General features: G+C 69.0%; 23 protein-coding genes. 13 read left to right on the forward strand and 10 right to left on the reverse strand.

From position 1 onward, the window contains the following. Positions 1–281 precede the first annotated feature (281 nt). The gene (locus tag ACIBQX_RS35365; protein WP_397012334.1) at positions 282–1,136 is read right to left on the reverse strand and encodes a MerR family transcriptional regulator; all 855 of its coding nucleotides are present in this window, start codon (positions 1,134–1,136) and stop codon (positions 282–284) included. Between the two features lie 680 nt (positions 1,137–1,816). Here ACIBQX_RS35365 and ACIBQX_RS35370 point away from each other — a divergent pair. Further along, the gene (locus ACIBQX_RS35370) at positions 1,817–2,173 is read left to right on the forward strand and encodes a hypothetical protein (RefSeq protein WP_397012336.1); all 357 of its coding nucleotides are present in this window, start codon (positions 1,817–1,819) and stop codon (positions 2,171–2,173) included. A gap of 512 nt (positions 2,174–2,685) precedes the next feature. Here the strand turns inward: ACIBQX_RS35370 and ACIBQX_RS35375 are convergent. Further along, on the reverse strand, positions 2,686–3,276 hold the full coding sequence (locus ACIBQX_RS35375) for a hypothetical protein (RefSeq protein WP_397012338.1): 591 nt from the start codon (positions 3,274–3,276) through the stop codon (positions 2,686–2,688). After that, on the reverse strand, positions 3,273–3,920 hold the full coding sequence (locus ACIBQX_RS35380) for a dihydrofolate reductase family protein (protein ID WP_397012339.1): 648 nt from the start codon (positions 3,918–3,920) through the stop codon (positions 3,273–3,275). Before ACIBQX_RS35380 ends, ACIBQX_RS35375 begins: the two co-directional genes overlap by 4 nt. A gap of 108 nt (positions 3,921–4,028) precedes the next feature. Between ACIBQX_RS35380 and ACIBQX_RS35385 the strand changes: the two genes are divergently transcribed. Then, on the forward strand, positions 4,029–4,895 hold the full coding sequence (locus ACIBQX_RS35385) for a LysR family transcriptional regulator (RefSeq protein ID WP_397012341.1): 867 nt from the start codon (positions 4,029–4,031) through the stop codon (positions 4,893–4,895). Positions 4,896–5,180: 285 nt separating this feature from the next. Further along, entirely contained in the window at positions 5,181–5,327 is a 147-nt protein-coding gene (locus ACIBQX_RS35390; protein WP_397012343.1) for a hypothetical protein, read from the forward strand. A gap of 250 nt (positions 5,328–5,577) precedes the next feature. Here ACIBQX_RS35390 and ACIBQX_RS35395 read toward each other — a convergent pair whose 3' ends face one another. The 5 genes from ACIBQX_RS35395 to ACIBQX_RS35415 all read right to left on the reverse strand — a co-directional run bounded on the left by ACIBQX_RS35395 (position 5,578) and on the right by ACIBQX_RS35415 (position 9,642). After that, positions 5,578–6,336 (reverse strand): SDR family NAD(P)-dependent oxidoreductase, encoded by a 759-nt coding sequence (locus ACIBQX_RS35395; RefSeq protein WP_397012345.1) that lies wholly within the window; start codon positions 6,334–6,336, stop codon positions 5,578–5,580. Next, a complete protein-coding gene (locus tag ACIBQX_RS35400; protein ID WP_397012347.1) occupies positions 6,333–7,103 on the reverse strand; it encodes an HpcH/HpaI aldolase/citrate lyase family protein in 771 nt (256 codons plus the stop codon). Before ACIBQX_RS35400 ends, ACIBQX_RS35395 begins: the two co-directional genes overlap by 4 nt. A 3-nt stretch (positions 7,104–7,106) precedes the next feature. Beyond that, positions 7,107–8,000 (reverse strand): ABC transporter permease, encoded by an 894-nt coding sequence (locus ACIBQX_RS35405; protein WP_397012349.1) that lies wholly within the window; start codon positions 7,998–8,000, stop codon positions 7,107–7,109. A gap of 8 nt (positions 8,001–8,008) precedes the next feature. Continuing rightward, positions 8,009–8,797: an ABC transporter ATP-binding protein gene (locus tag ACIBQX_RS35410; RefSeq protein ID WP_364121001.1), complete on the reverse strand. Its 789-nt coding sequence runs from the start codon at positions 8,795–8,797 to the stop codon at positions 8,009–8,011. Between the two features lie 65 nt (positions 8,798–8,862). Continuing rightward, entirely contained in the window at positions 8,863–9,642 is a 780-nt protein-coding gene (locus ACIBQX_RS35415; RefSeq protein WP_397012351.1) for an IclR family transcriptional regulator, read from the reverse strand. Positions 9,643–9,836: 194 nt separating this feature from the next. Here ACIBQX_RS35415 and ACIBQX_RS35420 point away from each other — a divergent pair, with 194 nt between their 5' ends. After that, the gene (locus ACIBQX_RS35420) at positions 9,837–10,727 is read left to right on the forward strand and encodes a DUF6282 family protein (RefSeq protein WP_397012353.1); all 891 of its coding nucleotides are present in this window, start codon (positions 9,837–9,839) and stop codon (positions 10,725–10,727) included. 47 nt (positions 10,728–10,774) lie between these two features. Here ACIBQX_RS35420 and ACIBQX_RS35425 read toward each other — a convergent pair whose 3' ends face one another. After that, the gene (locus ACIBQX_RS35425) at positions 10,775–11,284 is read right to left on the reverse strand and encodes a transposase (protein ID WP_397012355.1); all 510 of its coding nucleotides are present in this window, start codon (positions 11,282–11,284) and stop codon (positions 10,775–10,777) included. A gap of 173 nt (positions 11,285–11,457) precedes the next feature. Here ACIBQX_RS35425 and ACIBQX_RS35430 point away from each other — a divergent pair, with 173 nt between their 5' ends. Genes ACIBQX_RS35430 through ACIBQX_RS35470 form a run of 9 tightly spaced genes read left to right on the forward strand, consistent with a single transcriptional unit; the run spans position 11,458 to position 20,179 of the window. After that, positions 11,458–12,324 (forward strand): hypothetical protein, encoded by an 867-nt coding sequence (locus ACIBQX_RS35430; protein WP_397012357.1) that lies wholly within the window; start codon positions 11,458–11,460, stop codon positions 12,322–12,324. Between the two features lie 15 nt (positions 12,325–12,339). Then, entirely contained in the window at positions 12,340–13,431 is a 1,092-nt protein-coding gene (locus tag ACIBQX_RS35435) for an ABC transporter substrate-binding protein (RefSeq protein WP_397012359.1), read from the forward strand. Beyond that, the gene (locus ACIBQX_RS35440; RefSeq protein ID WP_397012361.1) at positions 13,432–14,421 is read left to right on the forward strand and encodes an LLM class flavin-dependent oxidoreductase; all 990 of its coding nucleotides are present in this window, start codon (positions 13,432–13,434) and stop codon (positions 14,419–14,421) included. A 6-nt stretch (positions 14,422–14,427) separates the two neighbouring features. After that, on the forward strand, positions 14,428–15,510 hold the full coding sequence (locus ACIBQX_RS35445; RefSeq protein WP_397012363.1) for an ABC transporter substrate-binding protein: 1,083 nt from the start codon (positions 14,428–14,430) through the stop codon (positions 15,508–15,510). 27 nt (positions 15,511–15,537) lie between these two features. Beyond that, positions 15,538–16,731 (forward strand): thiolase family protein, encoded by a 1,194-nt coding sequence (locus tag ACIBQX_RS35450; RefSeq protein WP_397012365.1) that lies wholly within the window; start codon positions 15,538–15,540, stop codon positions 16,729–16,731. Next, on the forward strand, positions 16,728–17,390 hold the full coding sequence (locus tag ACIBQX_RS35455) for a 3-oxoacid CoA-transferase subunit A (protein ID WP_397012367.1): 663 nt from the start codon (positions 16,728–16,730) through the stop codon (positions 17,388–17,390). Before ACIBQX_RS35450 ends, ACIBQX_RS35455 begins: the two co-directional genes overlap by 4 nt. After that, on the forward strand, positions 17,387–18,070 hold the full coding sequence (locus ACIBQX_RS35460) for a 3-oxoacid CoA-transferase subunit B (RefSeq protein WP_397012369.1): 684 nt from the start codon (positions 17,387–17,389) through the stop codon (positions 18,068–18,070). Before ACIBQX_RS35455 ends, ACIBQX_RS35460 begins: the two co-directional genes overlap by 4 nt. A gap of 29 nt (positions 18,071–18,099) precedes the next feature. Beyond that, complete coding sequence (locus ACIBQX_RS35465) at positions 18,100–19,527, forward strand: aldehyde dehydrogenase family protein (RefSeq protein WP_397012371.1); 1,428 nt, start codon at positions 18,100–18,102, stop codon at positions 19,525–19,527. A 13-nt stretch (positions 19,528–19,540) separates the two neighbouring features. Beyond that, positions 19,541–20,179: a nuclear transport factor 2 family protein gene (locus ACIBQX_RS35470; protein WP_397012373.1), complete on the forward strand. Its 639-nt coding sequence runs from the start codon at positions 19,541–19,543 to the stop codon at positions 20,177–20,179. Positions 20,180–20,214: 35 nt separating this feature from the next. Here ACIBQX_RS35470 and ACIBQX_RS35475 read toward each other — a convergent pair whose 3' ends face one another. After that, positions 20,215–20,751: an integrase core domain-containing protein gene (locus tag ACIBQX_RS35475; RefSeq protein ID WP_397012375.1), complete on the reverse strand. Its 537-nt coding sequence runs from the start codon at positions 20,749–20,751 to the stop codon at positions 20,215–20,217. Positions 20,752–20,992 lie beyond the last annotated feature (241 nt).

The raw sequence follows: 20,992 nt of genomic DNA on the forward strand, positions 1-20,992 counted from the left end.
TTGAACGTCCCGGCGTGTGCGGCGGCGTAGTGGGCGGCCAGGGTCGACTTGCCGATGCCGCCCAGTCCGTGCACCGCGGCCACCACCACCGGCCCGTTGCCATGGTCGGCAAGGAAATCGAGCCACCCCTATCGAGTGAGAGAGCGCGGCGATGGCGTGCGTGTCGCCGGGCCAGGTCGGCCCGCGGGTCCCTGGCCGGCGCGGTTCGGAAGAGCCCGGGTCCGTTGTCGGATGATCAGCCGATGTCGTCGGCGTTGTCGGTGGAGGCTGTTGAGGGCTGATCAGTTGGTCTGTGGGGTGTCGCCGTGCCGCTGGGCGTGTAGCAGTTCGAGGGCGCGTTCTTCGTACCGGATGCGGGCCGGGGAGAAGTCGTACGGCATCTTGCCGATGGCCTCCGACGCGCTCATCGTCGTCTCGCTCTCGTTCTCGTCCGCAGTCTCGTCGTACTGCTCAAAGAGGTCGTCGTACGTTTCTTCAAGTCCGGCGTCCTCGATGGCGGAGTCCAACGCGGTCTCGTGTGCGCACCGCTGGATGGCGAGGGTGTCCACGCGGGGGTCGTCGGGGGAGACACTGTCGTCCAGGGCTGCCTCGGCCTCCGCCAGGCGGTCGTCCTCGGCCCGCAGGTCGGGCTGGGTGGCCAGAACGATGAACCGGTCTGCCTGGACGGCAGCGCCGAGCGGGCCGAAGACGCGCTCGGTGACCAGGAGGGCATCGAGGTCAGAAGGGCGCAGGGCCCCGGGCGGCACGTGGCGCAGTCGGTCGGTGACCAACGGGGAGAGCAGGCCAAGGGGGTTGCCGGACTCGCGCAGGCGGCGGACGGCGGTCCGCCGGCGTTCGATGGCGGCTGCCTTGGCGATGAGGGATTCCTCCAGCCGGGCGAGCGACTGCTCGATGTCGATGGCACCCGCGAAGGCGGTGCGGATGTCGTCCAAGGGGATACCGGCGTCCGCCATTTTGCGGATCCACAGCAGGCGGATCATGTCGTCGTAGCCGTAGCGGCGGCGGTTGTCGGCGCCCCGCTCCGGTTCGGCAAGCAGCCCGATGGCGTGGTAGTGGCGGATGGCCCGGGGGGTGGTCCCGGTGAATGCGGCAGCGTCGCCGATCTTGACCCAGCGGGGAATCGCAGGCAGGTGCATGAAGGAAACCTCTCAACGTCGTGCTCACCGTTCACTGGACCACATGCCGCTACGGCATATGCAAACCCCGCCGGCGTCGAGTTCGCGGTCGACGGTCCCGGCGGATCCTCTCGAAGATCCATTAACGCGATCCATACACGGAAAGGTCTCCGGGCACGACCTTGATCAACGCGCACAGCGTGACCCGTTGAATAGCCCAAGGACCCCATTACGTCAAATGCGGCATGTCGCAGACCATCAGTGCAGAGTGGTCCCCATTCTCGTCGCCCAAACAGTGGTCCTCTTTCACACCGTTACCGCAGGCCGACGACCCGGCACGGACCGGGGCCAAGAGCGCAGGCACAGGACGCACCGATACCGGCCCTCCACTCGGGCTTCGGGGGTAGGAGCGATCTTCCCTCTTCTCCGCGCGGTCGGGGAAAGCACCCGCGATCCCCGACGAAGCCCCGGCCCTGCTGCCGCGCGGCAGCAGATCGCCCCGCTGATCGTTCAGATCCGCTCCGCTGGAGGCGACCCTGCGCGACTAGCAGGCCCGCCAGTCCGTCCGGGGCCCGCGGCATGCTCAAGGGTGCCGCCGACCTGGACGCGTACCTCTGCGCCCGCGGCACCATTTTTCCGAACCACGCTGCGCATATGGGAGACGAGGCTAGAGTGGCCGAGTTCTCCAGGAAAGGATCATCATGCTCAGCATTGTCCGGCGTTCTGCCCTTGCAGGCGCGCTCGCGATGAGCCTCGCCGTGGCCACCGTCGGCTTCGCACCTCCCTCGGCCGCGGCGACACCGCCGTACGGACTCCTCAAGCTGGTCTTCAGGTGTGCCCACGTGGGGGGCGTGTCGGTCACGGTCGTGGGTCCGGGCGTCGCGGGCAGCGCGCGCGACAGCAACGGCACGTACTACTTCCGGGGCCGGCCCGGCGCCTACCGGGTGAAGCGCCTCGCGAACGGACGGATCGCACCGAGATCCAGGCTCATCCAGATCCCGAAGTTCTCGACCCGCACGGTCAATGTCTGCTCCCTCAAGTGGCCCGGGCGCCCGTGACCCTGGGCCGCCTTTCTTGATCTCGCCCTCGCCAGTGCCCCTCTCTCGGGCTCCCGCGATCACTCTCGGGTGCGGGTGGGCCGCACCGGTTCCGGCGACTCTCGGCCGCTGGTCACACTCGCCCCGTTTCTGGGCTTCGTCGATGCGCGCCCGATGACCCGCACCTGACCGTCCTGTTGTCCAAGGACTCCGGACCGTTCGCCAGCTGCATGCCCGACCGACACACCGAGATCTCACCGCAGCCCTGCGAATCCGCACCCACGGGGCTGTGGGCGGGAGAGGCCTTCAGCGAGTCCTGATGCAATCAGGACTCGCTGAACGTTGGCGGCAGGCATGGACGTTCTCTACACCTGAACACGTGGTGACCAGCGAGCGCCGTGTGCAGAAGGTTCAGCCAGGCCGCGCCGGGCGCGACCTGTCCCCCGTCGTCCGCCTGAAGACCGTACCGGCGTACGCGTTTCGACGTACGCATGTCAGGAGGCCTCGACGACAGCGGGCCCGCGGGACTCCGGTCATGCGCCGGACGGGCTGTCCCAGCCGGAGACGAACCAGCGGACCGCCCCCGTGGCCGGGTCGTACAGCCGCCGGCGGATGGCGCCGATGTCGCCCCCGTAGACGTGGATCCCGACGGTGGGCTCGTCGCCGACGGCCGCGACGGCGTGGACGTCGTCGTCGGTCGTGCAGCAGACCGTGACCTGCCCGCGCTCCCACACCTGCTCACCCGCGGGCGTCAGCGCCCGGCACGGCCCGGACGCCGCGGGCTTGAGGTAACGGATCTCGCGTTCGGCCCCCGCGTAGATGCCGACGACCCCCCACGTCTCATGCCCGTGCACGGGGGTGCGCTGGCCCACGTTCCAGACGACGGACGCCAGTGACCAGCTCCCGTCGGGGGCGATGTGGAGCGGGTACGTGACGTGACGCTCGTCCGACGGCCGCGTGACCTCCGGAGGGAGCCGGCAGCCGCTCGCCAGCAGGGCGGACAACCGGGCCGCCACCCGCCTGGTGAGCTCATACTGGTCGTCGATGGTGCCGACCAGCGACGTCACGTCCCTGATGAAGCTCTCCATGTCCGCCGCCTCCGGCTCGATCGCCGAGGGGGTCATCGGTTCCTGGCCGTGAACGTCAGATGCGTGACGCCGGACGGCGTCGAGACCGCCTCGATGCTGTACGACTCCTCCAGCGCCTCAAGCCCGTCCCAGAGCCGGACACCGCGGCCGAGCAGGAGCGGAACCTGCACCACATGCATATGGTCCACCAGCCCTGCGGCCAGGAAGTCACGGACCACCGAAGGACCGCCGCCCAGGCGCACGTCCAGACCGCCGGCCGCCTCCCGGGCCTCCCTGAGCGCCTCGGTGGGCGAGGCGCTCAGGAAGTGGAACGTGGTGCCGCCGTCCATCTCGACCGAGGGCCGCGGCCGGTGGGTGAGCACGAAGACCGGCGAATGGAACGGCGGATTGGGGCCCCACGCGCCCTTGTAGTCGGGGTCGTCCTGCCAGCCGGGCGGGCCGAACTTGCCCGCGCCCATGATCTCGGCGCCGATGCCCCGGCCGTGCATCGCGGCGAACGCGTGGTCGGCGCCGCTGCCGCCCTCCCTGCGGCCGCCCATCTCGTGCCAGTACCGGGTGGCGAACATCCACTCGTGCAGGCGCTCACCGGCGTGCCCGAACGGGGCGTCGGCGGCCTGGCCCTCACCAGTGGCGAAGCCGTCGAGCGAGATCGAGAAATTGTGCACGCGTAATGCCGACATCAGAGCGCTCCTTCTCGGGCGGGTCTTTCTGGTCGACACCAGCATGAACCCCACGATCCATGACGTCTAATGCTGATATTTCGATGAAATCATCGATATCTTCGATGAATGCTCAGCCTGACCCACCTCAAGGTCCTGGCCGCGGTGGCGCGACACGGCTCCGTGACCGAAGCGGCCAAAGAGCTGCACTACTCTCAATCGTCGGTCAGCCACCACCTGGCCCGCCTCGAAGCAGCCACGGGCGCCAAGCTCATCCAGCACATCGGCCGCGGCATCCGGCTCACCCCCGAAGGACGGCTGCTGGCCCTCCGCGCCGGCGAGATCATCGGACGGGTCGACGCCGCCACCAACGAACTCGCCGCACAGGTAGGCCTGCAGGCCGGACGGGTCCGCCTGGCCGCCAACGCGTCGGCGCTCAGCACGATCGTGCCCAAGGCGGCCGCCTTCCTGGACCGGGCACATCCCGGACTCGAACTGATCCTCATCGACCGCCACCCCGTGGAGGCGCTCGAAATGCTCCGCCAAGGCGAGATCGACATCGCACTCGTCTTCCAGCACGCCGACGCGCCACTCGAGAACGAGGAGAACTTCCGCCTCGTCCACCTCGGCGACGACCCCATCTACCTCATCAGCCGGCAACCCGGTGACGACCTCGCCGGCCACCGCCAGTCCGCCTGGATCGGCGGCTGCCGCCGCTGCCAGGACGAACTGATCGCCGTGTGCCGGCAAGCAGGCTTCACCCCCCGCATCGCCTCACTCAGCGATGACATGGTCGTCGTCCAGGCCCTCGTCGCCGCCGGCAGGGGCATCACCACCCTGCCCGGCCTCGCGCTCCAGGCCCACCGCCGGCCCGACATCCACGCCACCGAGCTGACCGGCTTCCGCCGCCGGATCCACGCCGTCACCTACGGCGAACCACCCGACCCGCCCGCCGTCGCCGCCGTACTGGCGACGCTGATCGAGGCCACCAGCTGAACACCGTCAAGGCAGGCCCGCCTCCGACCGACAAGATGCTGTTCATGGTCGCGGAGATGGCGGCTGAGATGGAACGCAACCTCATCAGCGAGCCCACCAGCGAGGGCCTGGACGCCGCCCGCGCCGTCGGCCGCGTCGGCGGCCACCCTGCCGCGGTGACTGACGACGTGCTCGCCATCGCGCCTGGAAGACGACGAACCAGGCCAGGACACACCCGCCCGCGACAGCGACAGTGCCGGCCAGGAGGCCGGCAACGACCCCCACAGTGATGCGATCGTGGTGGCGATGGCCGAAGCCTTCCGCCGCAACACCGCGATGGGTGAGGCATTCCTGGCCGACCAGACCCCGGCCATGCGTGAGCGGTACCGGAACGAGGTGGCCGACGCCCAAGAACGCATCCACCGACGTCACACCGCGACGAAGACAACATGAACGCGCGCAGCGCGGCGACCGCGATGCCTTCGCCGATCTCTACGCGGCCTTCCGAGGTCACCCGGTACGTCCGCGTCCGCATGCGTGACCGCGCAAGTACGGCGTCCCCGGCGCCCAGCCGAGCGAGGTGTTCACCCAAGTGCTCGAACGGGCCTGGGCCGAGCGCTTCGAGGATCCGGCCGGCTTGAAGGTGTCGCGCGTGCCATCGGCGCAGCGCAGCGCCCCGGTTGACCACAAGGGCCAAGACGGATCACGCGTCGTCGTTGCGAGGCGCGTCCATGTGGGTGACGAGGTTGATGCCGCCGTCGACGTGGATCACCTCACCGGTGACGAAGGTGGCCTTGATGAGCGCCAGGACCATCGCTGCGACGTCGGATGGCTGCCCGAGCCGGCCCAGCGGTGTCATCGCCCCGGTGCGCGCCGCCCGCGTGGCGAGGCTGTCCGAGGTCAGTCGGGTCTGGAGCGGCCCCGGGGCGATCGCGTTCACCCGGATGTCTGGACCCACGGCCTTGGCCAGCAGCCTCGTCAGGTGGTCGAGCGCGGCCTTGCTGACGGAGTAGGGGATCGAGCTGCCGAGGGGGCGCGAGCCGCCCACCGAGGTGATGTTGATGATCTGGCCGCCGGGCTCCATGACCTTCACGGCGGCGACGGAGACCTGCCACGTCCCGACGACGTTGACGCCGAGGATCCGGTGCCAGTCGTCAGCGGTGATCGCATCCAGGTCGGCGTGGGGTACGGGTCGCGACACCCCGGCGTTGTTCACCAGCAGGTCGAGCCGGCCGTGCCGCTCCACGGCCGTCTCCACCAGGCGCACGGCGTCGGAGGGATCGGCGATGTCGGCCTGGACGTAGCTCGCCCCCGGGAGCTGGGCCGCGAGCCGCTCACCGGCGTCGACCGAGGTGGCCGAGTTCACCACGACGGTGAAGCCGTCGGCCGCGAGCGCGCGAGCGATCCCTTCTCCGATCCCGGAGCTCGAGCCCGTCACGATGGCGACACGTGGCGCGCTCACCGGGCGACTCGCTCGGCGACGGGCGCTTTCAGCGCGTTCACGATCGCCCGGCCTCCGCTGGCGAGGATCGAGGTGTCGTTGCTGACCACCACGTAGTCGTAGCCCCGGGCCAGCGCGGCCCGGGCCTGGTCACTCGTGGCGGACGCGGTGCCGATGGGAACACCTGCCGCGGCGGCAGCCGCCAGCGCGGACGTGACGAGCCGGTCCACCTCGTCGCTTCCCGCCGCGACGCCCATCGACATCGAGAGGTCGGCCGTCCCGACGAACGCGGCATCGATGCCGTCGAGGGCCAGGATCTCCCTCGTGTTCCTGATCGCCACCTCGCTCTCGAGCTGGACGACGCACAGGGCCTGCTCGTTGCCGTACTCGAGGTAGTCCGCCCGTGGCAGCAGCCCCCAGCGACCCGCGCGGCTGGTGCCGCCGGACCCGCGGTCGCCGCGCGGCGGGAAGCAGGTGGCCCGCACGACCGCCCGGGCCTGCTGAACCGTGTCGACGTGCGGCACGACCACACCGGCCGCGCCGGCGTCCAGGACCCGCTGGATCACGCTGAGGCCGTGGTCAGGCACCCTGACGAGCGGGTCCACCCCGAGGGCGCGGGCCATCGCGATGTGGGTCGAGGCGGCACCCAGGTCCAGTGTCGTGTGCTCGAGGTCGATGACCACGAAGTCGAAGCCCGCGTGGGCCATGATCTCGACACTCTCGGGGCTGGAGAGCTTGATCCAGGTCCCGAGCGTGCCGCCGTTGATCCCGTCGCGCATCCGTGTCATGGCTCAGACCTCGCTGGCGGTGTTGGTGGGGGTGGCGGTCCAGAAGACCAGCCACTTGCCGAGCTGCACGACGACCGCGTGCAGTGCGATGCCGACGGCCGACAGCACGACGATCACCGCGAAGGTCCTGGCCACGTCCAGAGTGAAGTTGCTCGCCTGGATCAGGTAGCCCAGACCTTCGGAGCTGCCCACGAACTCCGCGACCACGGCGCCGGTCACGGACAGGATGACGGCGACCTCCAGTCCCGCGAAGATGTGCGGAAGCGCCGACGGGATCTGCAGGTGCCGCATGACCTGCATGCGGGACGCGCCGAAGGATCGGAGCATCTCGACCTGCTCGTAGGCGGCGGACCGGAATCCCAGGATGGCGTTGATGAGGAGGGGGAAGAACGCGATCAGGGCCACGGTCAGCACCTTCGAGCTGATCCCGATGCCGAACCAGACGATCAGCAGAGGCGCCATGGCGACCTTCGGGATGGTCTGGGTCAGGATGAGCAGCGGGAAGAGCACGCGCTCCACCGTCCGGAACTGGGTGATGAGCACCGCGGAGACCAGCGCCGAGCCGACCGCGATGCCGAACCCGATCAGGATCTCCTTCAGGGTGACGATCGAGTGGGTCACCAGGCTGCCGTCCTGGAAGCCGTCGACCAGGGAGCCGGCGACGGCCGTGGGCGCGGGGACGAGGATGTTGGAGACGTCGAAAATCTCCACGACGGCCTGCCAGACCACCAACAGCCCGATGAACACCAGCACGCTGTAGGTGATCTCCGGCATTCGGCGGCGTCGGCGTCGGGTCGGGGTGTCCGAGCTCGTGGGCGCATCCACCGGCGCGGTCCCGCCGTCCGGGGCGGCGAGTGCCTCGCGGCCGGCTGCGTGGCGCTTGGTGTTGGTGGACATCAGGACTCCTAGTGGGCGCTGTGCTCGGAGTCGAGCAGCTTGCGGATCTTCAGGACGATCTCGCCGAACTCGGGCGTGTTGATGTTCTCGAGCCGCCGCGGTCGAGGGAGCGCGACCTCGACGACGTCCGCCAACCGGCCGGGTCGCGGTGTCATTACCACGACGCGGTCGGCGAGGAGCACCGCCTCGGGGATGCTGTGCGTCACGAACAGCACGGTCTTGCGGTCCTGGTCCCAGATCTTCAGCAGGTCCAGTCCCATCTGGTCGCGGGTCATCGCGTCGAGGGCGCCGAACGGCTCGTCCATGAGCAGGATGCGCGGGTCGTGCATCAGGGCGCGGCCGATCCCGACCCGCTGCTGCATCCCGCCGGACAGCTCGTTGGGGTACCGGTCGCCGAACTCCTCCAGGCCGAGCATCACCAGCAGCTCGGCGGCCTTCGCGTGGGTCGCGGCGTCCCGGGCGTGGTGAAGGTCCGGCGACGTCAGCAGGTTCTTCCGCACGGTGCGCCATGGCAGCAGCAGCGGCTGCTGGAAGACCATCCCGAGCTGGTTGCGGTGGGTGTCCTCCGACGGCCCGAAGGTGACCTGTCCGGAGGTCTGGCGGGACAGGCCCATGATGATCCGCAGCAGCGTGCTCTTGCCGCAGCCGCTGGGGCCGACGATGGAGATGAACTCACCGGCTCGGACGCTGAGGGAGACGTCGTCGAGAGCCTGGACGGTCCCGCCGGACTTCGTCGGGTAGAGCATGGACAGCGAGTCCAAGCGGATCACGCAGTCGGTGTCGGTGCTGGTCGGCATGTCTGTCATTCCTCACCTGGTTCGAGCGCAGGCTGCCCGCGCCTCGGTTGTCGTGCTGGCAGCAATCAGTCGGTCTCCTCGGGCCACGTGCCGCCCATCTCCTTGGTCAGTCGCTTGCAGGCGGCCTTCAACGCCGTGGCCTCCCGGGAGTCCAGCGCCTCCGGCAGCATCCGCTCGGTGCCGACGGCCGCGATCGTGGCGCAGATCCCGGTCGCCGCGAACACCGGCGCCGCGACGACGCAGATGCCGCGGTGGTTGACGTAGCTGCTCATGCCGGCCTGTCGGATCGCCTCGATACGACGGCGAGTCTCGGTGCGCTGGGACTCGGGGAGGCTGCCGGTGAGTCGGTCGGCGTGGAACTGGTCGGGGAGGAAGGCCAGGAAGACCTTGGCCTGCGAGGAGTCCAGGGCGAGCTGCGAGCCCACGCGCACCGTCACCACGGTGGGATGGTCGGCCTCCTCCACCAGCGAGACCACCGGGCCGGAGGTGCCCCACAGCGACAGCACAGTGCTGATCTTGATCTCGAGCGTGAGCTCGCGCATGTAGGCCGGCGCCATCTGCATGATGCGCTGCTGTCCCAGCGTGAAGCTGCCGAGCTGCAGGATCGACCGTCCGGGACGGACGAGTGCGGAGTCCTCCACGCGCTCGAGCAGGCCGGAGCTGATCATCGAGCTGAAGTAGCGGTGCACCGTGGTCCGGTTCAGACCGAGCCGGCGGGTGGTCTCCGCGACGGAGAGCTCCGGAGTCTCCGGACCGAACAGTCCGAGGATCTGCGCGGTCCGGCTCACCGCCTGGATGTCCTGCTCGCGAGCAGTCACCGGCTTGTCGACCTGGCGCTTCGTCATCGGCCCCCGCCTCGTTGAGTGTCCAAAAAGAGTGTGCATAGTTCGCAGTACGGACAGAGGGTAAGCGTGACCTACGTCTCGCTGCAAGGTTTTGCTGGGGATTCGCGGAAGCGTTTTCCGAATGCGCCCTATTGACAGACCGGATAGCGAACTCTCAGTCTGTGATGCGAACGCCGCCGACACCTGGAGACTTCGTGACTGCCACACCCGCCATCATCAAGCTGCTGAACGGCTGCGTTGACCTGCACTGCCATTCCGGCCCGAACCCGTTCCCCCGACGCATCGACCATGCCGAGGCCGGCAAGGACGGCGAGCGGCTCGGCATGCGGGGCGTGCTGGTGAAGTCCCACCACCACAACACCGTCATGGACCTGCTCGCGATGAGCGACCGGCTGGCGGAGATCAGCACCCCGGTCTTCGGCGGCATCACCCTGAACAGCATGGTCGGCGGCATCAACCCGCAGGCGGTGGCCATGTCACTGCGCATGGGGGGCAGGGCCGTGTGGTTTCCGACGTTCTCGGCCGGCCGGCACATCGACTGCCATCCGGAGGGCGTCGGCTTCCCCACGGCGAGCGTCGAGGTGCCGTCGTCCCGGGTCGACATCCACCAGGAGGACGGTGAGCTCATCCCTCAGGTCCACGAGGTGCTCGACCTGGTGAAGGAGAGCGGCGCGATGGTGACCGGCGGTCACATGGAGACCGAGTCGATCACCCAGCTGTTCGCCGCGGCCAAGGACAAGGGTGTCACCCGGATGCTGCTCAATCATCCCGACTACGTCATCGGTGCGGACGAGGCGAAGTGCCGTGAGCTCGTCGGCTACGGAGCGTTCATCGAACACGAGACCGGCTTCTACGACCCCGAGGGGACCAAGAAGTGGGACCCGAAGATTCTCCTGGACTGGATCGAGAGGATCGGCCCGGAGCACACCGTGATCGCCTCCGACCTCGGTCAGAAGGATCGGCCGTTGCCGGTGGACTCCTACATCCGCGTCGCGACCGCGCTGTTGGACCTCGGCCTGGACGAGAGGTCGCTGCGGCAGATCTTCTGCGACAACCCGGCCTTCCTGCTCGGCCTGGACGACTGAACCGGCATCTTGCTGCCGACCCGAAAGACATCCCAGGAGTTTGAATGTCAAGCCGTAGCACTTTGGACGTGATGCGACCAAGCGGTTGCTGCGTCGTAGAGCGTGCCGGTTTTCAGGCAGCCGTGCAGGATGCCGACGAGCCGGTTGGCCAGTTGGCGCAGCGCGGTGTCGTAGCCGACTCCACGAGCGCGTCGCTTGTCGTAGTGGGCGCGGGCGCCGGGCGAGACGCGCTGCGCCATCGAAGCCTGGGTCATCAGGGCGTCGATGAGCCGGTCGTTGTGCACGAACCGGGCCAGGACGCTCCTCTTCTTGCCCGAGGCTCGCGTGACGGGACTGGTCCCGGCGTAGTTCTTGCGGGCCTTGGCGCTGGCGTAGCGGTCGCGGTCATCGCCGAACTCTGCGAGCACCCGGGCATCGAGGATCGCTCCCAGCCCAGGCTGGGAGACGATGATCTCAGCGGCCGGGTGCTGGCCAGAACACTCCTCCACCTGCCCCTGCAAGGTTGTGACCTGCTCACCGAGCACGGCCAGGACCGCGACCAGAGCCCGGACCGACACCGCGTAGGCGGCGTCCCCACCTAGCGGACGATCAACTCTCCCGGCCAACCAGCAGGGGCACTGTCTTCGTCAGGACTCGAAGTCCAGGACACACAAGTGCTCACCCGCCGGACGGCTACCAACCAGCGAGTCTGCCGCACAAGCAGACCCTCTACGACTGATGAGGACAGACGATGACCACCCTGGCCACCCCGCCCGACGTGGAGTTCTCCGACCTCGGTACGGGCGATCCCGACGAGACGACCCCTGGCGGATCCTCGACGTGGTACTTCCGCGGACACAACTTCGTGCTCGCCCACACGACGCTGGTCGCCGGCGACGTGCTGGAGCGGGATGATCAACCGGACGAGTACGTCGTGATCCTCCCCTACGAGGAGTGCAGCGTCGAGGTCCGTGCGTCGCGGGAGGTCGAGTCGGTCTCGGGCAAGGCGGTGGTGATGGTCCCACCGGGCAGCAGTGCGATCGTCGGCGTCGACGACTGCACCGTCGTGCGGCTGTTCAGCTCTCGGTCCACCGACCTGCTGGACAAGGCGCGCAATCGGGATTCGTACGCAGAGCCGCACCCGAACACCAAGCCGTTCGAGCCGTGGCCGGACCCGCCGGAGGGCTATCGCATCCGGCCCTACCGACTGGCCGACCTGAAGGTGACGCAGGACGCCGTCCGTCCGGGCCAGATCGTGCGGTGCAGCACCTTCATGGTCAACTTCCTGGCGCCCAGGATCGGTCCGCGTGATCCGAACACCCTCTCGCCGCACGACCACGACGACTTCGAGCAGTGCTCGCTCGCCGTGGAGGGGGAGTACGTCCACCACCTGCGGACCCCGTGGTCCAAGCGTCGCAGCGAGTGGCGCGAGGACCGGCACCTGCGGTGCGGCAGTCCTTCGGTGGCCGTGATCCCTCCGCCCATGATCCACACCAGCGAGGCTGTTGGTTCGGGGACCAACCAGCTGATCGACATCTTCTGTCCGCCGCGTCTGGACTTCTCCCTTACGCCGGGCCGGGTGCTCAACGAAGACACCTACCCACTCCCCATCCAGTAAGAAGAAGGTTCCATCGTGAAGACCAGACGAGCGATGAAGGTCGTGAGGGGTGCGGTCGCCGTCCTGTGCGCGGCCGCAACGCTGAGCGCGTGCGGTTCCGACAGCGGATCCGACGACTCGGCCGGGTCCGGCAAGCTGACGTCGGTGACGTTCGCGATGGCGTCCCCGAGCTGGAACGCCGGCTACGCGGTCATGGCCGTCGTGGAGGCCGAGGGCTTCTACGAGGAGGAGGGTCTGAAGGTCACGACCAACCTGTTCCCGTCGGCCACCCAGGCAGCGCAGCAGGTCGCCGCCGGCGGGGCCGACCTCGGCCTCATGACGGTCGAGCCCGTGGCCATCGGGCACGACAAGGACCTGAACCTGGCCTACTTCGGCTCCTACTGGGCGAAGTGGATCTACAGCCTGCAGGTGCCGGACGGTTCGGACGTGAAGAGCATCGCCGACCTGGAGGGCAAGAAGATCGGCGTCTCCGCGGTCGCGAGCTCCGGCGCAACGTTCGCCCGGACCGCGATGGAGCTCAACGGGATGAGCCAGAACGCCGCCAGCCTGGTGCCGATCGGTGCCGGCGCCCAGCAGATCAACGCCATCAAGGGCGGCCAGGTCGATGCGCTGGCCCTCTGGGACATCCAGTACCAGAGCGTCAAGAACGCCGGCGTCACCCTGACGCCGCTTCCGGTCAAGGAGACGGCGGACGCGTGGGGCGGCGGCTTCGCGACGACCCGGAAGAACCTCGATGCCAAGAAGGACGTCCTCGAACGGTTCGGTCGTGCGGTGGCGAAGGCGTTCGTCTTCTCCAAGGCCAACCCCGAGGCCGCGATCCGCGCCCTGTGGAAGCTCCACCCGGAGACCCGCGGGTCCGACCCGGAGGAGAAGGCGCTGGCTGACGGGGTCAAGGTCCTCCAGGTCCGCCTGGACGGACAGGGCTTCGACGACAAGACCCTCGGCCGGATCGACGAGGCCGCGTTCACCCGTTCGCTCGACTTCATGGCCTCGGCCGGACTGATCAAGAAGTTCCCGGCGAAGGAGATCTACACCGACGCGATGTTCAAGGCGTTCAACGACTTCTCCTACGACGACGTCATGAAGCAAGCAGAGAGCGCCGGCTGAATGCGGTTGGGGGTCGCGCTCGACCTGAGCTCCCAGGAGCCGGTCCGCCCGCAGGTGGATCGCGCGGTCACGATGCTCGCCCGCGCGGAGCGGCACGGTTTCGACTCCGCATGGGTGGGGGAAAGCTATCACTCGGCCGCTCAGCCGTTCCACCTCCCGTCCGCCCTGATGGTCCTGGGACATCTGGCCGGACGGACGTCCCTGGCGCTGGGCTCAGCGGTGCTGCTCCTGCGCGCGTACAGTCCGGAGAAGCTGGCCTACGAGGCCGCGCTGCTCGACCAGCTGTGCGACGGGAAGCTCACCCTCGGCCTCGGGCTCGGCAGCCCGGAGGTCGCCCAACGGGTCGGGCTGCCCGCGTCAGGTCCGGCCGGCGCGGCCTTCGACGCCACACTGAAGCTGCTGCGCGACGCCTGGTCCGCCGACGCGAGTACCGATTCGCCGGTGGCGATCCCACCCCCGGTGCAGCGCGGCGGGCCGCAGATCCTGGTGGGCGGCAAGGTGGCTGCCTCGGCCCGTCGTGCCGCGACGCTCGCCGACGGATTCTACGGCGCGACGAACTACTGCGACGACCTGTTGATCAAGCAGTCGGCCGCCTACTGGTCGTGTCGCGGCGGACGGCCGGGCGGGACGACGGGAGCGGTCGCCACCACCAGGTTCTGCGTCGTCCACGAGGATGCCGCCACCGCCCGCGAGCTCGGCGCGCGCCACCTGAAGGCCGCGACCGACTACTACACCGAGCGGGGCTTGTGGATGGGTGCGGACGGCCCTGCTGAGCTCGAGCTCCCCATGGTGGGCACGCCCGACGAGATCGACGCGACGATCGCCCGGTACGTCCGGGCGGGGGTCACGTCCGTCCAGCTGCGGGTCGCCCCGTTCGGCACGCCGCCGGAGGTCGCCCGCCACACGCTCGACCTCGTCGGGCGGCACGTCCTCCCGCACTGGCACGACACGACGACTTCCGACGCGATCACGAGCTCTGATGGGGAATGACCGACGATGACGAGACGACTCAAGAGCTTGACCGGCCTGTTCGCAGGCATCCTCGTGGTGGCAACGCTGGGCGCATGCGGTTCGGAGGGGGGCGACTCGGCGGGCGGCGACGACCTCGACACCGTCACGTTCGCCCTGAGCGCGCCCAGCTGGAACTCCGGCTACACCACCTTGGTGGTCCCCGAGGCCGAGGGCTACTTCAAGGACGAGGGGCTCGACGTCAAGGTCCAGCTGTTCCCCTCCGGCACGCAGACGGCGCAGCAGCTGGCCGCCGGCGGCGCCGACATCGGACTGATGACCGGTGAGCCGGTCGCGATCGGTCACGCCAAGAACCTGGACCTGGTCTACTTCGCGTCGTACTACCCGCACTGGATCTACAGCCTGCAGCTGCCCCAGGGCTCGGATGTGCGGAGCATCGCGGACCTGGAGGGCAAGAAGATCGGGGTGACCGCGGTGGCCAGCTCGGGCGGAACGTTCGCCCGGACCGCGATGGAGCTCAACGGGATGAGCGAGAACGCCGCCGGCCTGGTGCCGATCGGTGCCGGCGCCCAGCAGATCAACGCCATCAAGAGCGGCCAGGTCGATGCGCTGGCCCTCTGGGACACCCAGTACGCGATCGTCGAGGACTCCGGGATCGCGCTCACCCCGTTGGCGGTGCCCCAGACCGCCAGCATCTGGGGCGGCGGGTTTGCGGCGACGCAGAAGACGATCGACGAGAGGAAGGACGTCCTGGAGCGGTTCGGTCGCGCCATCGCGAAGGGCTTCGCGTTCGCCCAGGCCAACCCCGAGGCCGCGATCCGCGACCTGTGGAAGCTCCACCCGGAGACCCGGGGCACCGGACCGGAGAAGGACGCGATGGCGTCCCAGGTCAAGATCCTCCAGGTCCGGCTGGCCGACCAGGGGGTCGAGGACGACGACTGGGGCCGGATCGATCCGAAGGCGGCAACCGGGATGGTCGAGTTCATGGCGTCCGCCGGGCTCGTGGGCAAGACGTTCCCGGCCACGGAGATCTACACGACCGACCTTCTCGACGCCATCAACGACTTCTCCTACGACGACATCCGCAAGCAAGCGAAGGACGCCTCCTGAGATGGGGCAGGAAGTGGAGACGACCTGATGAGCAGCTCATTCGTGTACGCGTCGGTCCGGACCCCGTTCGGCCGGTTCAACGGAGCCTTGGCCGACACGAGGACCGACGATCTGGCCGCGACTGCGATGAAGGGACTTCTCGACCGCTCGCCGGGCCTGGATCCCGGCCTGGTCGACGACGTGTTCTGGGGCAACGCCAACGGCGCCGGCGAGGACAATCGCAACGTCGGCCGGATGGCCGTGCTGCTGGCGGGCATGCCCGTCTCGGTGACCGCCACCACGGTGAACCGGCTCTGCGGCTCGTCGCTGGACGCCGCCATGATGGCCTCACGCATGATCGAGGTCGACGACGCGGAGATCGCGATCGCCGGAGGCGTGGAGTCGATGACGCGGGCGCCGTGGGTCCTGCCGAAGCCGTCGCGTCGGTTCCCGGCAGGCGACGTCACCGCCGTCTCCACGACGCTGGGCTGGCGTCTGGTGAACGAGCGGATGCCCGCCGAGTGGACGGCCTCGCTGGGCGAGTGCAACGAGCAGCTGCAGGAGAAGTTCTCGATCTCGCGCGAGCGGCAGGACGAGCTTGGCGCTCGCTCGCACCGCCTCGCGGCGGAGGCGTGGCAGAAGGGCTTCTACGACGACCTCGTGGTGCCCGTCCCCGGCACCGACCTGGTCCAGGACGAGAGCATCCGGGCCAACACCTCGCTCGAGGCGCTGGCAGGGCTGAAGCCGGCGTTCCGGCCCGACGGGACGATCACCGCCGGCAACTGCTCACCGTTGAACGACGGCGCGAGCGCGGTCCTGCTGGGCTCGGCGAGCGCGGCCGCGACCATCGGTCGTGACCCGGTCGCGCGGATCGCCGGTCGCGGCTGGGCGGCGCTGGAGCCGCGGCAGTTCGGCTACGCGCCGGTCGAGGCCGCCAACGACGCGCTCGAGCGGGCGGGCATCACCTGGGACGACATCGGCGCCGTCGAGCTGAACGAGGCGTTCGCCGTCCAGTCGATCGCCTGTGTCGACGCCTGGCTCGAGCTCGGGCTGCGGGACGCCGAGGTCGTCAACGCCAAGGGCGGGGCGATCGCCATCGGGCACCCACTGGGTGCCTCGGGCGGGCGCATTCTCGGGACCCTCGCGGCGCGGCTCGTGGAGTCCGGTGAACGATGGGGCGTGGCAGCCATCTGCATCGGTGTGGGTCAAGGCTTGGCGGTCGTGCTGGAGAACGTCGCATGACGCTGCTCTGCACCTCTGTCGACGAGGCGGTCAGCGGCATCGCCGACGGCTCGACGGTGCTGGTCGGCGGCTTCGGCACGGTCGGCCTGCCGTTCGACCTGATCGACGCGTTGATCCGGCAGGGAGCGCGAGACCTCACCGTCGTGTCGAACAACGCGGGCAACGCGGACACCGGGCTCGCGGCGCTGCTCGCGGCCGGGCGGGTGAGCAAGATCGTGTGCTCGTTCCCCCGGCAGACGGACTCCTGGGTCTTCGACGAGCTGTACCGCAGCGGGAAGATCGAGCTCGAGGTCGCGCCGCAGGGGAACCTGGCCGAGCGCATGCGCGCCGCCGGAGCCGGGATCGGCGGGTTCTACTCCCCCACCGGAGTCGGGACCCTCCTCACGGAAGGAAAGGAGACCCGCGAGATCGGCGGCCGGACGTACGTCCTCGAGCTGCCCATCGCCGCCGACGTCGCGCTCATCAGCGCCCACACCGCGGACACCCTCGGGAACCTCGTCTACCGCAAGACGGCACGCAACTTCGCTCCCGTCATGGCGACGGCCGCGACGACCACCGTCGTGCAGGTGCAGCACGTCGTCGAGCCGGGAGTGCTGGATCCTGAGGCCGTGGTCACCCCAGGCATCTACGTCGACCGGATCGTGCAGGTGTCGTCATGAGCGTGGTATCTCCGAGCATCGTCGAGCACACCGACCGTGGCCCGCTCGGACGGGACGAGATGGCCCGGGTGCTCGCGGGCGATATTCCCCGCGGGGCGTACGTCAACCTCGGCATTGGTCAGCCCACGACCGTCGGCGACCACCTCCACCCGGAGTCGGGGGTCATCCTCCACACCGAGAACGGCATGCTCGGCATGGGGCCGGCGGCGACGGGCGACGCGATCGATCCCGACCTGATCAATGCCGGCAAGTTCCCGGTGACCGAGCTGCCCGGCGCCGCGTACTTCCACCACGCCGACTCGTTCGCCATGATGCGAGGCGGCCACCTCGACCTGTGCGTCCTCGGCGCCTACCAGGTCTCGGCATCGGGGGATCTCGCCAACTGGCACACCGGCGAGCCCGACGCGATCCCGGCGGTCGGCGGGGCGATGGACCTCGCCGTGGGCGCCAAGCAGGTCTTCGTGCTGATGTCGCTGTTCACCAGGACCGGCCAGCCGAAGCTCGTCAGGGAATGCACGTATCCGCTCACCGCGCTGCGGTGCGTGGACCGGATCTATACCGACGTCGCCACGTTCGAGATCACCGGAGGGGACCAGGTCCTCGTCCGGGAGACGTGGGGGATCTCGTTCCACGAGCTCCGCTCGCGCGTCGACGTCCCGCTCACCGTGGCGGCACCGTGACCACGCTCGTCAGGAGGTTGGAGAGCGACATGTCCACTAGGCACCAGTTCTACATCGGGGGTGCGTGGGTCGATCCGGCCGCGCCGCGGACCTTGGGCGTCCTCGACCCCGCGACCGAGCAGACGTTCGCGACGATCAGCCTCGGGACGGCCGAGGACGTCGACCGCGCGGTGGCGGCGGCGCGCGCGGCCTTCGCCACGTACTCGCACGTCAGCGTGGAACAACGGCTGGAGCACCTCGAGCGGATCATCTCCGGCTTCCGGGCTCGGCTGCCCGAGATCGCCCGGACGATGACGCGCGAGATGGGGTCGCCGATCACGTTCGCGACGGAACGCCAGGCCACGGTGGCGCTGTTCCACTTCGAGGAGGCGGCCCGCGTGCTCGCGGACTACTGCTTCGAGGAGGAGATGGGAGCCGGGATCGTGCGGCGCGAGCCGATCGGCGTCTGCGGTCTCATCACGCCGTGGAACTGGCCGCTGAACCAGGTCGCGTCGAAGGTGGCCCCGGCCCTCGCCACGGGATGCACCGTGGTGCTCAAGCCGAGCGAGATCGCGCCGCTCAGCGCCATGGTGCTCGCCGAGGTCATCCACGACGCCGGGCTGCCGCCCGGCGTGTTCAACCTCGTCAACGGTGACGGTCCCACGGTCGGTGAGGCCATCGCGGCGCACCCCGACATCGACATGGTCTCGCTCACCGGCTCGACCGGTGCCGGCATCAGGGTCTCCAAGCTCGCGGCCGACACGGTGAAGCGCGTCGCGCTCGAGCTCGGTGGCAAGTCGGCCAACATCATCCTGCCCGACGCGGACCTGGAGTCCGCGGTCGTCGCCGGGGTGCACTCGTGCTTCACCAACGCCGGCCAGAACTGTCAGTCGCCCACGCGGATGCTCGTGCACCGCTCGCAGCGCGACGAGGCGTACGCCGCTGCGCGACGGGCGGTCGAGGAGGTCCGGCTCGGGGACCCGTCCGATCCGTCGACCACGATGGGGCCCGTGGTGAGCCAGGCTCAGCTGGAGAAGATCACCGCGCTCGTGCAGTCGGGGATCGACGAGGGCGCGACGCTCGTGGTCGGCGGCCCGGGGCGCCCCGACGGGCTCGACAAGGGGTTCTACGTCCGGCCGACCGTGTTCGGCGACGTCACGCCGCAGATGCGGATCGCGCGCGAGGAGATCTTCGGCCCCGTGCTCTCGATCCTGCTCTACGAGACCGAGGACGAGGCCGTCGAGATCGCGAACGACACGCCGTTCGGGCTGGCGGGCTTCGTGCAGTCGAAGGACCCCGACCGCGCCCGCAGGGTCGCCAACCGCATCCGTGCGGGCCGCGTCTACCTCAACGGCGCTCCGTTCGACCGCAGCCTGCCGTTCGGCGGCTACAAGCAGTCCGGGAACGGACGAGAGTTCGGGCGGTTCGGCTTCGAGGAGTACCTCGAGGTGAAGGCCGTGCTCGGCTATCCGCAGTGAACGAGAGGACGACATGGCGAACCCTGACCACAGCGAGCGGCTGGCAGTCCTCCTGGACCGCGAGGAGCTCTTCGACCTGGTGAGGCGGGAACGCTTCGCCCGCGACCAGCGACTCTTCGACGTGATGCGTGACTGCTTCCACGACGACGCCTACGTCCGGACCACGTGGTACGACGGACGCGGCGGCGAGGCCTACGTCGAGGCGACGAAGACGTGGATGGAGCGGACCGGGAACAGCAAGCACTGGGTCTTCCCCGCCTACGCGCGGGTCGAGGGCGACCGGGCGACCGTCGAGAGCCCGGCGAAGATCTTCAACCGGACCACGGTGAAGGGAGTGGAGGTCGACTTCCACGCCTACTGCCGGTTCTTCTCACGTGCCGTCCGGGACGAAGGACGGTGGAAGTTGATGAGCTTCGAGGTCCTGATGGAGCGCGACGAGCTGCGCCCCGTCCACGCGGGTGAGGCGCTCCCGGTGGACGTGGCCCAGCTCGCTGGGCTTCGGCCGTCCTACCGGTTCCTCACCTGGATCCAGTCGACCCGCGGCGTGACGGTGAGTCAGAACCTGCTCGGCGACGACCGGCCGGCCGAGCTCGACGCGTTCCACCAGGGCGAGACCGCCTGGCTCGCCGGCACGTATGGGGCTCATAAATAGGACGCGGGGTCTGACCTGCCGGTTCTCGGGTGGTGTCAGCCGTCCGACCATCGGCTGGCGACCCGGTACTCATTGATGAGGCCGCCGAGGATGGCTTTGCGATGGACACCGTGGTCGGCCAGGTCGATGGGGCTTGGCGGTCCTGTTTCGGCTTGCGATGGGGACAGCTGTCCGATGCCGCGGTGAGGTCGGGCCGTGTTGTAGTGCGCCAGGTAGCGGGTCAGGGTGCGGCGTAGATGGTGCTCGTTGAGGATGAGCGTGCTGTCCAGAAGTTCACGGCGTAGGGTGCCGATGGACCTTTCGCCGTGCGCGTTCGCCTTCGGAGCTTGCGGGGCTCTTGATGACGTGCGGGCCGGCGTCGGCGAATGATCTCCGCCCAACCGGAAGCGGGGTATCAAGCGCGAGAGCGCCGCCGGCCACAGGCGGTCAGCCGGTTCGTAGCGCACCCGCGAGACTTGACGGCACAGGACCGCGTTCTGATGCCGAAGCACCAGCAGCTCCGCCTCCTTGGAGACGCTCCTTCGTAGCAGCAGCCCGGGCAAAGACAACAGACGCCGGGTGACGGCGTACACCGTAGACAAGATCACGAGACTCGCCCAGGCCCGCGGCGTCGCCGTGCACCTGGCCGTCGCAACGCGTGCGGCCGCCTTGGTCCAGGCGCCTTCCGCTCAAGGGCGTGGAGGCTCGGAAGCCTCTGCCTCGTCAGGAGGCGAACCGGAGACCCCACTCGACCCGATCGGCGGATCGGCGGGTTCGACCGCGTTGTCCACGGGACGGTAGCCGCGGGGGGTTCGAGGCCCCTCCAGCAGCTCT

Origin of the sequence: Nonomuraea sp. NPDC049714, assembly GCF_044465295.1 — a bacterium.
GTDB lineage: Bacteria > Actinomycetota > Actinomycetes > Streptosporangiales > Streptosporangiaceae > Nonomuraea.